The 14,446-nt window shown below is 46.2% G+C and carries 15 protein-coding genes and 1 pseudogene; 7 read left to right on the top strand and 9 right to left on the bottom strand.

The genetic code is table 11. The features are described 5' to 3' along the window. The first annotated feature begins 2 nt into the window (after positions 1 to 2). Entirely contained in the window at positions 3 to 662 is a 660-nt protein-coding gene (locus tag IPG41_05240; protein QQR54567.1) for a DsbA family protein, read from the top strand. Between the two features lie 498 nt (positions 663 to 1,160). On the opposite strand, the gene cadA is transcribed toward IPG41_05240, so the two are convergent. The 4 genes from cadA to IPG41_05220 all read right to left on the bottom strand — a co-directional run bounded on the left by cadA (position 1,161) and on the right by IPG41_05220 (position 4,262). Next, positions 1,161 to 3,425: a cadmium-translocating P-type ATPase gene (gene cadA / locus IPG41_05235; protein ID QQR54566.1), complete on the bottom strand. Its 2,265-nt coding sequence runs from the start codon at positions 3,423 to 3,425 to the stop codon at positions 1,161 to 1,163. 22 nt (positions 3,426 to 3,447) lie between these two features. Then, positions 3,448 to 3,669 (bottom strand): hypothetical protein, encoded by a 222-nt coding sequence (locus IPG41_05230; GenBank protein ID QQR54565.1) that lies wholly within the window; start codon positions 3,667 to 3,669, stop codon positions 3,448 to 3,450. A gap of 30 nt (positions 3,670 to 3,699) precedes the next feature. Beyond that, the gene (locus IPG41_05225; GenBank protein ID QQR54564.1) at positions 3,700 to 3,882 is read right to left on the bottom strand and encodes a YHS domain-containing protein; all 183 of its coding nucleotides are present in this window, start codon (positions 3,880 to 3,882) and stop codon (positions 3,700 to 3,702) included. 107 nt (positions 3,883 to 3,989) lie between these two features. Continuing rightward, positions 3,990 to 4,262: a metal-sensing transcriptional repressor gene (locus IPG41_05220; GenBank protein QQR54563.1), complete on the bottom strand. Its 273-nt coding sequence runs from the start codon at positions 4,260 to 4,262 to the stop codon at positions 3,990 to 3,992. Positions 4,263 to 4,395: 133 nt separating this feature from the next. Here IPG41_05220 and IPG41_05215 point away from each other — a divergent pair, with 133 nt between their 5' ends. Further along, entirely contained in the window at positions 4,396 to 4,671 is a 276-nt protein-coding gene (locus IPG41_05215) for a hypothetical protein (protein ID QQR54562.1), read from the top strand. 90 nt (positions 4,672 to 4,761) lie between these two features. Here the strand turns inward: IPG41_05215 and IPG41_05210 are convergent, their stop codons facing one another. Next, positions 4,762 to 5,496, bottom strand: coding sequence for a DUF1624 domain-containing protein (locus IPG41_05210; protein ID QQR54561.1), 735 nt, complete (start codon positions 5,494 to 5,496; stop codon positions 4,762 to 4,764). A 29-nt stretch (positions 5,497 to 5,525) separates the two neighbouring features. Between IPG41_05210 and IPG41_05205 the strand changes: the two genes are divergently transcribed. Continuing rightward, entirely contained in the window at positions 5,526 to 5,927 is a 402-nt protein-coding gene (locus IPG41_05205; protein ID QQR54560.1) for a cation transporter, read from the top strand. Here IPG41_05205 and uppP read toward each other — a convergent pair. After that, positions 5,924 to 6,700 carry an undecaprenyl-diphosphatase UppP gene (gene uppP, locus IPG41_05200; protein QQR54559.1) on the bottom strand — a complete coding sequence of 259 codons (777 nt, stop codon included), beginning with the start codon at positions 6,698 to 6,700 and terminating at the stop codon, positions 5,924 to 5,926. The genes IPG41_05205 and uppP overlap by 4 nt on opposite strands. Before the next feature lie 2 nt (positions 6,701 to 6,702). Beyond that, a pseudogene (locus IPG41_05195) lies at positions 6,703 to 7,574 on the bottom strand (cation transporter). A 60-nt stretch (positions 7,575 to 7,634) separates the two neighbouring features. Between IPG41_05195 and IPG41_05190 the strand changes: the two are divergent. After that, the gene (locus IPG41_05190; GenBank protein QQR54558.1) at positions 7,635 to 8,252 is read left to right on the top strand and encodes a cation transporter; all 618 of its coding nucleotides are present in this window, start codon (positions 7,635 to 7,637) and stop codon (positions 8,250 to 8,252) included. A gap of 260 nt (positions 8,253 to 8,512) precedes the next feature. Here IPG41_05190 and IPG41_05185 read toward each other — a convergent pair whose 3' ends face one another. Next, complete coding sequence (locus IPG41_05185) at positions 8,513 to 9,991, bottom strand: hypothetical protein (protein ID QQR54557.1); 1,479 nt, start codon at positions 9,989 to 9,991, stop codon at positions 8,513 to 8,515. A 23-nt stretch (positions 9,992 to 10,014) separates the two neighbouring features. Then, positions 10,015 to 11,022, bottom strand: coding sequence for a hypothetical protein (locus tag IPG41_05180; protein QQR54556.1), 1,008 nt, complete (start codon positions 11,020 to 11,022; stop codon positions 10,015 to 10,017). A gap of 105 nt (positions 11,023 to 11,127) precedes the next feature. On the opposite strand from IPG41_05180, the gene IPG41_05175 reads away from it, so the two are divergent. The 3 genes from IPG41_05175 to IPG41_05165 all read left to right on the top strand — a co-directional run bounded on the left by IPG41_05175 (position 11,128) and on the right by IPG41_05165 (position 14,365). After that, on the top strand, positions 11,128 to 11,463 hold the full coding sequence (locus IPG41_05175; GenBank protein QQR54555.1) for a hypothetical protein: 336 nt from the start codon (positions 11,128 to 11,130) through the stop codon (positions 11,461 to 11,463). 336 nt (positions 11,464 to 11,799) lie between these two features. Continuing rightward, entirely contained in the window at positions 11,800 to 14,037 is a 2,238-nt protein-coding gene (locus IPG41_05170; GenBank protein QQR54554.1) for an FG-GAP repeat protein, read from the top strand. A gap of 73 nt (positions 14,038 to 14,110) precedes the next feature. After that, positions 14,111 to 14,365, top strand: coding sequence for a hypothetical protein (locus tag IPG41_05165; GenBank protein QQR54553.1), 255 nt, complete (start codon positions 14,111 to 14,113; stop codon positions 14,363 to 14,365). Positions 14,366 to 14,446: the final 81 nt, after the last annotated feature.

Genomic DNA, 14,446 nt, shown 5'->3' with positions numbered 1-14,446 from the left:
CTATGTCTGAAGATTCAAAATTCATTGTAGGCACCTTAACTGCTGTAGGTCTTATCGTTTTGGGAGTTCTTTACTTCAGCAGCACATCTCATAATGCAGGCGAGCCCGTCGTAGATACGCCACCTGCAGATGCCAGTTTGCTCGTTCGTGAAGACAGTCAAAAGATTGTCGCTGCCGATGACCAAATCACCATCGTTGAGTTTGCGGATTTAGAATGCGAAGCTTGCAGAATGGCTCATCCTATTTTGAAGCAGATTTTAGAGGATTACGAAGGCCAGGTGAACTTTGTGTTTCGCAACTTTCCCTTCCATAACAACTCGGTGCTAGCAGCCAAGTCTGCGGAAGCGGCAGGGGAGCAGGGCAAGTTCTGGGAGATGCACGACTTACTGTTTGAGAATCAACTTGAATGGGGAGAGAAAACCACTCCTCAAACCGAACTCTTCCTTTCTTATGCGGAAGAACTGGGTCTCGACCTTGAAGCCTTCAGTGCGGTCATCAACAGCACGAAGTATGAAGACAAGATTTTGAGAGACCAGGTGGATGGAAAAGCGTTGGGAGTGGACAGCACGCCCACCATTTTCTTCAATGGACAGCAACTCGATGGCATCCCCACTTACGATGAACTTAAGGCTTTAATCGAAGCTGAACTTAAACTTAAATAAGTATGAGAGGCCTTCTTTCTCTTTACAAAAGACCTTCAGCTGTTTTAGCAACACTCTTTTTCTGGGCCGTGTTGTTTGGAGTTTATGCTTACTTCCTAAACAGGCTTCCAGGTACTGACCCGAGCGGCCTAGCGTGTATGGAAGGAGGGAATTTGACTCCTATCAATTTGATTTATGGAGCTGTTTTAAGTCTGCTTGTGAGTGTGTTCCTGTGCGGTTCTGTCCTTTCGTATAGGAGGAAGAGTAAAGGAAAGCTCCTCAGCGGCTCTGCCTTCAGTCTTTCTGCCGTGCTCGCCTTTCTCAGTGCCTTTTGTACCCTTTGCGTGTTCCCTAGCCTCACTTTTCTGGGGCTAGGGATTGGTCTGAGTGTCTTTGCACTGTACAGCGCACTGTTCAAAGTGCTGAGCCTTGTTTTACTTCTAGTGTCTTTGTATCTTCTAGATAAGCGGCTTCGGATTGAGTGCGATTGCTGAAATTTCAGACATCATGGACTATCTATCATAGTTTCTTTGTTTTTAGCCTTAGGGAATTTCCCACCACCGACACGCTTGAGAAGGCCATGGCGAGTCCTGCAAAAACGGGACTGAGCAGCCATCCAAATAGTGGGTAGAAGGCACCTGCTGCTAGAGGGATGCCGACAATGTTGTAAAAGAAGGCCCAGAATAGATTTTGTTTAATGCCGCGCATCGTCATCTTTGAGAGGGAGATGGCTTTGACCAGCTTGGAGATGTCGCCGTGGAGTAGGGTGATTCCTGCGGATTCAATGGCAACGTCGGTGCCTGTTGCCATTGCGATTCCTACGTCTGCCTGAGCCAGAGCAGGGGCATCGTTCACGCCGTCTCCCGCCATGGCAACAATTTTACCTTCGGCCTGAAGTGCTTTGATTTTTTTGAGTTTATCTTCTGGCAGTACTTCGGCTACCACTTCATCTATGCCTGCTTCACTTGCGATGAATTTTGCCGTGTTCGTATTGTCACCCGTCAGCATCACGACCTTAAGTCCCATTTTATGGAGCTGAGCGATGGCTGCTTTGGCCTCTGGTTTAATCGCATCTGCAACCAGGGCAATGGCGAGCACTTCCTTCTCTGTAGCGAGAATGATTGGAGTTTTGCCTTGTGCCGTTTCCTTTTCAATCAAGCTGGAATCCATTTTGAGTTTGAGGTCATGGATCAGTTTTTCATTGCCCACATAATAAGTGGTCGCCCCAATCGTTCCCTTGAGTCCTTTCCCTTTTATCCCTTCAAAGTCTGTGACCGTATGGAGTGAAAGTTTTTTCTCAGTCGCCGCATTTAAGATGGCGTGAGCAATGGGGTGTTCGGACTTCTTTTCGAGGGAAGCAAGGATGGAAAGCAGTTCGTCGTCTGTTTTATCGGACAGCTTGATGATCGAAATGAGCTCGGGTTTTCCTTTGGTGATTGTTCCCGTTTTATCCACGACCACGGTGGTCACCTTGTGAAGTTTTTCGAGCGTCGCTGCGTCTTTGATGAGGATCCCTTCTTTCGCTCCTTTACCCACTCCAACAATGATCGCAGTGGGAGTCGCCAGGCCAAGAGCACAGGGGCAAGCGATCACCAGAATACTCACGAAGGAAACGAGTCCGTAGGAGAGGGCTTGTGAAAAGCCTAGATATAAAGTCCCAACACTCAGCCACACCGCCAATGCAACAAAAGCGAAGACCAAGACGACGGGAACGAAAACGCTCGAGATTTTATCGGCTAAAGCTTGAATGGGCGCTTTGCTGCCTTGGGCTTCTTCCACCATCTTGATGATGTGAGCCAGCATGGTTTCGGATCCCACTTTGCTTGCCTTGAAAGTGAAGGCCCCACTCGTGTTCATGGTTCCTCCCACTACCTTGTCGCCTACGGTTTTATGCACTGGCATGGGTTCTCCCGTGACCATGGATTCATCGATGTAAGAAGAGCCTTCCGTGAGTTCTCCATCCACGGGGATTTTACCTGCTGGTTTCACAACGATCAGATCTCCTTTCACGACCTGATCAATCGGAAGCTCCACTTCTTTACCATCGCGGAGCACGAGAGCGGTTTTAGCCTGCAGATTGAGGAGTTTTTCAATGGCGTCCCCTGTTTTGAGTTTCGATCGCGATTCTAAATACTTGCCCAGTGTAATGAAGGTTATGACCACGATGGTCACATCGTAGTAGCTGTGCTCCGTGTTGATGTACGCAGAAAGCGGTGCCTCAAAAGCAGTGACGACAAAGCTGTACAAGTAGGCAGCCACGGTTCCAATTCCGATGAGCGTGTCCATGTTTGCTTTGCCGTATCGGAGGAAGCGATAAAAACCAAGCAAGTAGGGTTTGCCCACCACAAAGAGCACGTAGGTCGCCATGAGAGGGAGAAGGTGGTGGAAGAATTCGCTCAAGGTTTCGGACATGGGGGCCAGCACTTCAAATTGAACCAGGATGTCCCATGTCATGGCTACAATACTGAAGGCAGCCAAAGGAAGGGCGGAGAGAACCAAGGTTCTGAGCTCTGAAAGTTCTTTGAGCTTTTCTATCTTGGTTTGGCCCATGCCTGTGTGTTTGGAGTGGTCTTCCTCAAGCACGAGGGTGTAGCCAAGCGGTTCAATCTTTTTTGAAAGGTCGGCCGCGTGCACTTTGTGCTCATCAAAGGTGACCTTTGCAGTTTCCGTTCCGTAATTGACCTCTGCTGCACTCACTCCTTCCGTTTTCTTAAACGTTCTTTGAATAATCCCCGCGCAAGAAGCGCAGTGCATGCCTTTGATTTTATAAGTAGTGGTGTTCATTGTTAGGGTTGTGCTTTTCAAATTAAATAAGCTCTCCTCGCTTCTCGAGCATCATGTGATGAATGGTGGCAATTTGAGTCCAAATTGCGATGAGGATAAGAATGGCAGTGCAGAACAAAGCGTCAGCCTTTGTGACGCCAAATACCAGGTTGTCGGCTCCCCCGAACATGGCGGCTAAGAAGGTGATGACCCCAGCGAAGCCCACTACAATACTGATGAGATGCATTAATTTTGATGGTTTCATATGATTAAGTTAAATGATTAAGTTAAATGATTAACTAAGGTATTTTCCTGGATCAGCGGCAAATTGATCCTTGCACGCCGCATTGCAGAAATAGTAGATGCTTCCTTTGTGCGCAACTTGGAGCGTGTCTTCTGTTGGAGTGAGCTCCATGCCACAAACTACGTCCTTAACTGGAGATGAATTTTTTGGGCTGCAACAGGATGAATTTTCCATGGTTTTGTTGTTTATTGGATAAGTACCGTCTCAATACATTCGTTTACCGGTGTACGACTTTCGTCTTGAATTTTTGATTTAGCATAACGAAGGGGTAAATGATGAACCTAACGATGTGACGAGGTATAAACTTCAATCAGCTCTTTAATTGCTTTTTCTTGCTGCGCCGGGTCCTGCATTTGGTGCCTGACGTGAGAACCCAGATGATTCTCCAAAAGTAGTTTGTCTAAACTTTTGAGCGAATTTTGGATGGAGTAGGATTGATGAAGCAGTGAAGTACAATACTCCTCACTTTCGATGCTTCGCATGAGTGCCTCGAGCTGACCTTTAAGGATCTTAGCGCGATGCAACGCTCGCTTTTTAATACTTTGGTTGACCATAGAATGGATTAATAGCCAATACCCCTATACCCTATATGCCCTTGGTCCGTCAAGGCAAAGCCTTACAATGTCGACCAAGAAGTGCACGGCGTTTCGTAATTCACGCGGTTGCAGTGCGGTGTATAGTGCGTCCATGATCAAAGCCCAATGGAAGAAATTCGTGGAGTGCCACACTGGAGTGTTGAATAAGCTCATCCATGTGCTTGGGTTCGCCCTCGTTGGTCTTGGCATTTTAGAGAAGAGCCTTAGTCTAGTTCTGGTGGGGGCATTTGTTCAGGAGTTTGGGCACATCTATCAGTACATGAAAACACACGAAGGACGCTTCAGTCCGTGGCAGTGTTTCAGGCCGCAGCTGTTGTTCGCCTACCCCTTGCTGATCCTCATTATTCTGTACGTCGTCTACTCTTAGCTATGCACGAACACCACCATTCAGCGGAGACTTCCCACGACCACACCCATGGAGTGGTGGTCAAGAACATAGCACGAGTGAAACACCCCCCTAAGGAGTTATCTGACCGAGTTCAAGCACATTGGTCAGAATTAAAATGGCGATGATGAGAGGCACATGAATCATATAAATTAAGAGCGATCTCCTCCCTAAGAATAGGAGCGGTTTAAAGTATTTTGACATAGCGGTTGGCTGGCCTGGCATTTTATTTTTTAGAAAGCACCCAACGAAAACACCCAGAAGTACCACACCGATCCATGGGAAAATAGGAAAATAATCAATGGCGCTTACGGTCACAGGCGTTTGTAAACCCAAAATATAGAACGGCTCAAAATCTATCCGCAGAGTAGTGATGTATTTACTGAGCACAATTATACAGATGCCAAAAGCCAGAGCGATATAGGGGTGTTTGCGCAGAGGAGTAAGCACAATAATGCAGGTCCCAATCAAGTGGAGGATTCCAAAGAGAACGAAGTGCCCTGGAATAAAAATATAAGTTGTCAGTGTTACAAGGAGTCCCAAGCCTAAAATTTTAATCCCTCGGAAGAATTGTTCATTACTGTCCTTCTTACTGAGTGCTAGTGAAACTCCCACCAGTCCCAGAAAGGCAAACTGCACAAATCGAGCAAGTATAAGCCACCCTCCGCCGTACATTTGTTGATTTAGAACATCAAGAAAATCTAGGATGAAAAAGAAATGAAAAATAATCATTCCAAGTACGGCAGTCCCGCGGAGTGCGTCAATTCCCCTAAAATGTTGCTGGGTTTTTTCTAATGGTATCTCCATACTAAGATTCTTGGCTTGTTTACATCAGTATGAGGCTATTGTACCTTAATAATCAGATGCACAAACACAGCAATCTCCAAGAATTTTCCCACGATCATACCCATGGAGTGGTGGATGCTTCCATTACGACATCCGCCCGTGGACTGTGGGCCATCAAGTGGTCTTTTGTGGGTCTTGCCATCACCGCACTCATTCAAGTGGTTGTGGTGATCTTTTCAGGAAGTGTGGCTCTGCTCGCTGACACCATTCACAACTTTGGTGATGCTGCGACAGCCATTCCACTGGGGATCGCTTTTTTGTTTGCCCGAAAGAAGGCCACTTCACGCTTCACCTATGGCTATGGACGCGTGGAAGACCTGGCTGGACTTGTGATTGTTCTGATCATTTTCTTTAGCGCAAAGGTGACTCTGGAGGTACATTCTGGCTCCTAAAACCCAAGGGCGAAGAGAACGAAAAAGACGGAAGCAATCCCAATCCTATAGAAACCAAACGCACTGAAGGTTTGTCTCCGCACGGTGGCGAGCAAGAATTTGATGCTCACGAGGGCCATAACAAATGAAGTTACGAACCCAACACTGAGAAGCACCGTTTGGTCACTCGTGAAGCTTTGAGCATTCTTATAAATATCCAAAGAGCTGGCTGCGAGCATGGTGGGCACTGCGAGGAGGAAGGAGAACTCCACAATCGTTCTCTTTTGAAGTCCCAGCAAGAGGCCTCCTACAATCGTGGCAGCGGAGCGAGAAACGCCAGGAATCATGGCTAAGGATTGGAATAGGCCTATGTAGAGGCATGTTTTGTAGGGAATGGCGGCCACCCCTTTGACTTCACCTTTCTTTTCTGTGTGGGTTTTCTCAAAGACGATCAGCAAAATGCCTCCCACAAGCAGAGCGGTGAGCATCACTGGAAAACTTTCGAGCAAATAAAGTTTCACCAGTTTGTAAAACAAGAGACCTAAAATTCCCGTTGGGATAAAACCCACAATGAGCCGCTTGATCACTTCCCACTGTAGTAGGCTTCTCCAATAAAGAGCGATGACCGCCAAGATGGCTCCCAGTTGGATTATGATTTCAAAGCTCTTGAAGTACTCTGTTTGCTCAAGGCCTAAGAGCTTCCCCGTCAAAGCGAGGTGCGCGGTGGAGGAGATGGGCAGGAACTCTGTGAACCCTTCTACAATCCCTAAAATGAAAGCGTGAAGTAGGGTCACCTTTAGTGGTTTTTCAGATTACAGCTTTCGTTTTCCTTCTCTATTTCTACCGTGGCGTGACTGATGCCCATCTTTTGTATCACTTCTTTGGCGCGGCACTTCACATCCAAGGCCTCTGAAATGGTCAGATTCTTTTGAATGACTAAGTGGGTCGATAGAACATGGTTCTCACCGTCCAAGGACCACAGATGCGTGTCGTGGACGAGCTTTACGCTGGACACTCCTTTCAGTTTCTTTTCGATGTTTCTGATGGAAAGGTTGTGGGGCACTGCTTGAAGAAAAGCTTGAGGGTGTACTTGAGTCTTTTCAGCACATTCCACAGCACAAAGAGCGTAATTGCCACCGACAGGAGGGGATCAAGAATGTGAAGATCGAAGAAGAGCATCACCAAACTGGTCACGAAGACGGCGATCCAACCCAGCATGTCTTCCAGGAGATGCCACGTGACCACCTCCTCGTTCACCGTTTTTCCACTTCTTGTGCGTAGGGCCGCGAACCCGTTGACCAGGATGCCCACGATGGCTAGACCCAACATGCCCTTCGCATTGGCGTGCTCGGGATTCATGATTCGTGGAATGGCTTCAGATAGAATGAAGATGGAGCCAGTGGTAAGGATGAGACTGCTGATGAGTCCGCTTAAAAGGGAAAGGCGTTTGAAACCATAGGAGAATGTGGCGTTACGGTCTTTTTGTGCTTTTTTCTCCAAGTAGAGCGATAGACCCAAAGAAATAGAGTCTCCAAAATCGTGGAGCGCATCCGAGAGGATGGCGGTGCTGTTTGTTAAAATTCCTCCCACCACTTCAAAGGCCGTGAAAAAGAGGTTCAGAAGGAAGGCGGTCTTGATGTTGCTAGTGGAGTGGTCGTGGTCTTTCATCGGGGATAGCTTACTCTTTTGGTTTTGAAATTCTAGGGTGCTGAACTAGAATGCTTGCCTATGGCTGACTGCTGCTGCGCCGCCGAAAACGTCGACCTCAAGAACCGCCACAACAAAAAATTGCGGAATGTTTTCGTGTTTGTCCTTTTGGTGAACTTGGTCATGTTCTTCGTGGAGGCAATTGCTGGATTTTTGTCACATTCCAATGCACTCACAGCGGACTCCTTGGATATGCTCGCGGACACTTTTGTCTATGGCATCAGTCTCTTTGTAGTCTTTCGAAACGATAAGGCAAAGGCTCGTGCCTCCTTGTTGAAAGGAATCGTGATGAGTCTTTTAGGCATTTATGTCGTTTTTGCCACAGTGATTAAAATCATTCATCCCGTTCTCCCTACGGCCGAAACCATTTCTATCATTGGGGGAGTGGCCCTTCTTGCGAATGCTCTTTGTCTGTATGTGCTGTCCAGGTACAAGTCTAGTGATCTCAACATGAAGTCTGCTTGGATCTGTTCTCGCAACGATGTTTTTGGGAATGTGAGTGTGATCGTGGCTGGCCTTTTGGTTGCTTACTTCAATTCCATGATCCCCGACATTCTCGTTGGGTTAGGAATTGCGGTTTTTGTGCTACATTCGTCTATCGGAATTATCCGTGAAGCCTTGAAAGCGGATCGCGTTTAGACAGCGGTGAGCCTCGCAGGCTCAATATAATTTTTGCTTTCGTCAACACCCCTCGCGCTCGGCCCCTTTTTATACTGTCTCAAGTGTCTCGTTTAGCCTGAAACGCTACATTTGTGTCTCACGGCAAGAGACACTAGAATTAGACCGTCTAAAGGGTAGTAGACCCGAATGGCCCGCCATCAGGTTAAAAATTGAAAACGATGACCGTACTACCTAGGGGGAAGGGGCATTGGGATAAATCTGCAGATGTAGCGTAGACATTAAGCTCTCGCAAAAGAGGCCTCGAAGTTACTGGGATGAATTCCGTAAATGTCGTACTTATCTGAGACGACAAGTACACCTCCTTTCGGAACATATTGCATGCCTCCCCAGGGAGCCACGAAACAGACATCTCTAGAGAGTTTTACCATTTTTCGTGGCATGCCTTTAGGCAGGCAAATACCTTTTGCATCAGGCTCATTTTCGTAGTTGTCATGGAAGCGTTTTCCGTCCAAGAAGTACTCATCCCCTTGGCTGGTGGTCACTTTCCAATATCCTTCCTTAGCGGTGTTGACTGTGACAAGGAAATTTCCCACCTTGGTCTCGAGTTTCTCACCTGGAATCGCAGGCACTGCGTGTACTCCTTCTGTTTTGTGGGCAGTGAAAACGCCAGGTTCTATCCAAGGGATTTCATCATTTTCAAAATCGATGCTCTTAGGATCAATGGCCAAGAACTGATCTCTATCGACTCGATCTGCACCAATAATATGATTTCGATGTTCACGCTTGGCAGGGTCACGAGGCACCAGCGTCCAGTTGTAGTTGAAGTGAGGATTCACATCATTGCCTTCACGGTTGTAAACCGATTTACTGAAAGAAATTTTCACAAAAGTACGTAGGATAGGATCTTCGGTCTCATTGGTGCGGGAGGTGTGCAGATCGTAAGGATCCAAACGTAAAACGGTATGAGTCGGATAGAGCCGTGGGTTTTGATCTTGAGAACGCTCGGCAAAACTTTCCAAAACCTGTTCACAGTCCTCTGGGTCACAGTCGAGAGGCATCGGTCCAGGGATGAATCCCGTGGGCAAAGTGTCGTAAACAATATAGGTGCGATCAACTTTGCGAGAAGCTTCTTCACCATCCACTTCAAGTTCCGTGTCTCCCGTCACAAAAGCGTCACTGTGATACCCTGCTCTGCGTTGATTCTGCCCAGGTTGAACCACCTTTTGATCTACAATGATGTAAGCGTAGTAGTCGTCATCAAAGTCAGGATTGACCATGCGTTCTTGAGCCACAGCGAGGGCAATGGCTTCCTGGAATTGAGCCAATTCCTCTGGGATTTTCCATCCTTGCCCCGGCATCTTGATTGGTAGATCGAGGATTCGCATGGCTCTTTGAACACCGAATGCTTCTTTATCCTTCAGTTGACCTGCAACAACGGGTAAATTGGTTTCTTCAAAACGCCCTACATCCCAGGTTCGAGCAGTGAAAAGTTTCTCATCGGTCTGATCGGGGTTCAATTCTCTTGTTTTACGTCTCACTTCTTCCAAAGAAGGCACGGTTTCAGGCTCCAGAAAAGCGGTGTCGATGCAATTCTGATATTTCACCCTGGTCGGGTCTAAAGCCTGAACGGCCCTCAAACCAATGTCTTGCTCAACAGAAACGGCTGGGCCTTGCTGACGATCGACAGCACCACCATTCAATGGTTGGAACTGGTCGTTCTCTCCTTCAGACGCTAGTGGTCTCGCTAACCCAGACATAAGCTCGTTTTTATGAAATACTGTTAATCGACCAACAAACGTTGTGCACCTCCAGCAATCTGGGGAGCGCCACCGAGAAGTCGTGCTCGGAAAGCTTGCAGTGCGTCAATGATTCTTTGTCCTTGCTGGCAACGAGCTTCAATGTTGGGTCCAAAAGGGTCTTCCTCGGTTTCTGGGTGACGAGCCTTTAAATCGTCGTGAAATGCTCTGATGTTTACTGGATCATAAAACCAAAGAGAATCTCCCAGTACCACATCTAAAAGTGGCAACTGGCAATAAGCTGCTGGCCACCTATATTTTTGCATTTGATCAGGGATGACTTCCTCGGGAGTTGTTCGCCAGTAAGGATGCATACTTCCATGACACTGAAGAAGAGCGGTCTTGAGAAGAGCACCATAATGGTGTTGAGCCTTGTGAATATTTGGGATTCCATGGTGATCCAAGACTCTAGACATCAAAGCATTCGCACGGTCTATATCCAAACCAAGATAGTCCATTAGGGCATCCATGAATTGTTTATCTTCTTCTGCATCACCTGAAGAAGAATTCTTCAAACGTTCGGCAAGAGCATTTCCCAAGGCGAACATCATAGACCCCCTAGCTCGAGCAGTGTCGTTTTCAAGAGAACCTGGCATTCCCGCTCTTTCTGTTCCAGTGATTTTTCCATCTGGATGAGCAATCACTCCTCTCTCGATACCATGCATGAGTGTGATATTGAACATAGTAGTGGCTGTTTCAATGAAGAAAAGCCTCCACCCCATTCTATCATTGTTACGGCCAAAGATTTGTTTCTGCTGTTCTGAAAGGGACTTCCAAAATTCGTGAAATTGATCCTGTAAAAACTGTTCTATTGCTTGCGGGTCGAAAGCCATTCTCCCTTGAAGGCCAGGATTATTAGGGTCAATGATTAAATGTTTCCAACTAGCTCCCATTCTTGCAAACCATTCTTCAACTGCTTTTTGAAAAGGGGATTTGATTTGCTCGTATTCAGGTGCTTCAAAGGGTTGTAGTGCGGTAGCAGGTGTAGGCATAGAACAGATTAATAGTATGAATGCTACAATATAATCTCTATATTGTCAATCAATAAGTTGACATTTATTTAAATTGGGGTACGATTGCCATCTAAACCATTTGTTATGCCCTTACACGTTGAAATTTCTGCGGGAGGAAACTGGAGAGAGATTGGAGTACTAGAGCCAGGTGTACGTCCAGGTTCGATGTCCAATATTAAAGATGATGGCACTCGTGAAATCTATATTTTTGAATGCAACCGAAATGATAGAGATTCAACTGTATTTAGATCCCGAGCGGGAGTAGATATCGTAGAAGGGGTGACGAGAGAAGTACTCTCAACTCACTTCGATATTGTTCAAACATTAGCAGCAGGAGAAAGTTTAGAGCTGAATATACGTGGTCCAAGAATGCAAAAACCAAACCCGGTCCGGTTCTCACATCGAACTCCAGGAAACTAGAGTGGAGGTGATTTAATCTGCCCCTTTTTATACTGTCTCAAATGTCTCATTTAGCCTGAAACACGACAATTGTGTCTCACGGCAAGAAACACTAAAATGAGACCACTTAAAGGGTAGTAGACCCGAATGGCCCGCCATCAGGTTAAAAATTGAAAACGATGACCGAGTAATCCAGTAATGGATTGGAAGAGATAGAGGAATAGTGATTGCTAAGAGTGAGATACCTCTGAATCTTTGGCTGTGTTATATTGGGCCTGTTTAGTTTTTTACTTCGACCCAATGTGTATTAAGAAAAGTTTTACCTTTGTTTTGGGTTTAGGGCTCAGCCTTTGGTTAATGTCAAACCATGTCGACGCTGCATGGGTCTCTTTTTCAGATGTCGACTCAAACCACGAGAATCACGAAGCGATTGAGCATTTGGGCTATTACGATGTTATAGAAGGATATTCAGATGGCACCTTCCGACCCGATTCCAGCGTCAACCGTGCGGAACTTGTAAAAATCATTGTGGAAACATTGGATCTTGAATTTGACTCGTCTGAATATTTGAATTGTTTCCCAGATGTGAAAGAAGAGTGGTTTGCACCCTACGTTTGCTATGGAAAAGAGCAGGGGTGGATTGAGGGTTATCCCGATGGCTATTATCGGCCTGGTAACGAGGTCAATAAAGTGGAGGCAGCTAAGATCATTGAAAACGCTTTGTTTGAAGAGACAGCATGGACGGAGTATTTAGACAGCTACGATTATTACTCTTTGGAACATTCCTTTGGTAATTGGGCGGATGCTGACCCTAAGGCTTGGTACGCACCGCATTTAAGCTTGCTGGATAATCTGAATTTATTGGATGAAGATTCTTTCTTCTTTCATCCCGCAATGGACATGAATCGTGGCTCTGCCGCAGAAATGATTTACCGAGCGTTTTTGGTCACTGAGAATGAATGGGATGAGTTTGACCCTTATTTGAGGGATGAATATCGTTCAGAAACCTTCAAAATCCCTAGTCAACGCTGTTATGCTTCTACGAGTGCCGCTCAAGACATGGAAGCTTTTCAGCAGTTTCAAGAATACATTTCAGAAAGTGGGCTCTCTGTAGAGTATGCCTACCATTGCGTCGCTAGTACTTACTTCCTTTTTGCTGCTGCTGTGGATGGCGAACTTCAGTTGTATTTGTTTGATGAAGAGATGGAATTCATGGATGTGAAGAACTTGGAGCAGTGCAGCGGCAACGAAGGCAGTGTCCGTTCCATAGAAAGCGTGGAAGTGATCCAGTTTGATCTTCATTGCATCCTCAAAGATCCTCCTGATTTCTGGCCCACAGGCTACCACATTACCTTGGATGAGAACCTCAACTTGGAAGTGAGTGCGCTTGAAGCGACTTTTGAGCTTGGCGAACAGCAAAAAATCAATGACCTTATCGGTGGTTTTGACGGAGAATTGGGAGAGCGTAGTCATCTTGGCCAATCGGTGACAACGATCGGCGATTTGGATAACGACGGAGTAGAGGATCTTGCCGTGGGTGAGCGAGGGGATGACGGTGGAGAATCACGGGGAGGGGTGTGGATTCTTTTTATGAATTCGGATAGAACGGTGAAAGATCAGCAGAAAATCAGCGACACCGAAGGAGGGTTTGTTCCACGCATTGGGAATTATGCTAGTTTTGGTGTTTCTTTAGCTGGCTTGGGGGACTTGAATGGAGATGGGGTAGAAGATCTAGCAGTGGGTGTGCAGGTGGACAACGATGGTGCGTCTGGTGCGGGAGCGATTTGGATTCTCTTCTTGAACGAAGACGGTACGGTGAAAGATCAGCAGAAAATCAGCAATACGTATGGCGGCTTAGGGAATGTACTGGCTTTGGGGGACTACTTTGGTGAAGCGCTTGCGAACATTGGAGACCTCAACGGAGATGGAGTCATAGACATAGCCGTGAGTGTGCGAGACAAAGCTACGGGGCAGTCCAACATCGGGGCTTTTTGGATTTTGTTCATGAATCAAGATGGAACGGTTAAAAGCAGTCAAAAGGTTGGCGACAATCAAGGTGGTTTTGATGGCCCCCTGGATGAAGAGGATCACTTTGGTAATGCGATTAGCTCGGCCGGTGATTTGAATCGGGATGGAGTACTTGATATTGCCGTCACTTCCAGTGCTAATGCCCTAGGCTTTACGGGAGGAACCACGTGGATCTTATTCATGAATTCAAATGGGACGGTGCGTTCTTATTCTTTGATCAATAACGAGAATAGAAGTTTTGTAGCACCTTCCAGTGATCACTTCGGTGATTCCATTGCAAATATGGGTGATCTGAATGGAGATGGTAACAACGATTTGGTTTTGGGGACGAGCAATGGCAGCACCGAAGCAGTCCGTGGTTTGTGGATTTACTTCATGGATCGCGACGGCACTTTGAAAAGTTATCAAAAATTGGATTTATCAGAGGTCTACAGATGGCCATACGATGAATTTGGCTTGTCCATTGCTGCCGGTCCTGAAACGAATTCCATCGTGGTGGGGGCACGTTCCGATGGTGATCTTGGAAATGATCACGGTGCCATTTGGATTTTGGACTTGGTGGATTAACTGTTTGAAGTAACATGAAAAGATTCAGCTTTTTTTCAGGACGTGGGTTTTAAATGAGTGTATTTTCTATATTATGGTACCAATAATCATATCTCCAGATAATGCAAAAAAGAATTTGAGTGGCTACGATCCGGTCAAAGTGGAATCATTTCACTTGGAATCTTCAAAAATTGCTGACCAGGAATTTTCTGAAAAACTCAAAGGGAGTTCTGACGTTGAAGTCATACTCATGTCTGGCGGAAGTGCTTCTGGTAAAACTGAGTTTGTAGCCGCTCACTTGGAGGATTTTGAAGGGATGATTGAATTTTTTAAGGAACTCTCAATATAGTGAAGAAGAAATCGTTGATATCACAAGAAAAGTTTAATTTATGAAAAAGATTCTTTTAATTAGAAAAAAAACTGAGAATAT

It is taken from the genome of Candidatus Peregrinibacteria bacterium (assembly GCA_016699145.1).
Lineage (GTDB): Bacteria > Patescibacteriota > Gracilibacteria > UBA1369 > 2-02-FULL-48-14.
Note: the sequence above shows the minus strand (reverse complement) of the source record. Positions and strands in the feature narration are given on the sequence as shown.

What these genes read in the sequence shown, in the direction of transcription:
- IPG41_05175 (QQR54555.1), top strand. Translation starts at nt 11,128, where the DNA reads ATGCCCTTACACGTTGAAATTTCTGCGGGAGGAAACTGGAGAGAGATT.
- IPG41_05185 (QQR54557.1), bottom strand. Translation starts at nt 9,991, where the DNA reads ATGTCTGGGTTAGCGAGACCACTAGCGTCTGAAGGAGAGAACGACCAG.
- IPG41_05205 (QQR54560.1), top strand. Translation starts at nt 5,526, where the DNA reads ATGAGGCTATTGTACCTTAATAATCAGATGCACAAACACAGCAATCTC.
- IPG41_05220 (QQR54563.1), bottom strand. Translation starts at nt 4,262, where the DNA reads ATGGTCAACCAAAGTATTAAAAAGCGAGCGTTGCATCGCGCTAAGATC.
- IPG41_05225 (QQR54564.1), bottom strand. Translation starts at nt 3,882, where the DNA reads ATGGAAAATTCATCCTGTTGCAGCCCAAAAAATTCATCTCCAGTTAAG.
- IPG41_05190 (QQR54558.1), top strand. Translation starts at nt 7,635, where the DNA reads ATGGCTGACTGCTGCTGCGCCGCCGAAAACGTCGACCTCAAGAACCGC.
- IPG41_05165 (QQR54553.1), top strand. Translation starts at nt 14,111, where the DNA reads ATGGTACCAATAATCATATCTCCAGATAATGCAAAAAAGAATTTGAGT.
- cadA (QQR54566.1), bottom strand. Translation starts at nt 3,425, where the DNA reads ATGAACACCACTACTTATAAAATCAAAGGCATGCACTGCGCTTCTTGC.
- IPG41_05230 (QQR54565.1), bottom strand. Translation starts at nt 3,669, where the DNA reads ATGAAACCATCAAAATTAATGCATCTCATCAGTATTGTAGTGGGCTTC.
- IPG41_05240 (QQR54567.1), top strand. Translation starts at nt 3, where the DNA reads ATGTCTGAAGATTCAAAATTCATTGTAGGCACCTTAACTGCTGTAGGT.
- IPG41_05180 (QQR54556.1), bottom strand. Translation starts at nt 11,022, where the DNA reads ATGCCTACACCTGCTACCGCACTACAACCCTTTGAAGCACCTGAATAC.
- IPG41_05210 (QQR54561.1), bottom strand. Translation starts at nt 5,496, where the DNA reads ATGGAGATACCATTAGAAAAAACCCAGCAACATTTTAGGGGAATTGAC.
- IPG41_05170 (QQR54554.1), top strand. Translation starts at nt 11,800, where the DNA reads ATGTCAAACCATGTCGACGCTGCATGGGTCTCTTTTTCAGATGTCGAC.
- IPG41_05215 (QQR54562.1), top strand. Translation starts at nt 4,396, where the DNA reads ATGATCAAAGCCCAATGGAAGAAATTCGTGGAGTGCCACACTGGAGTG.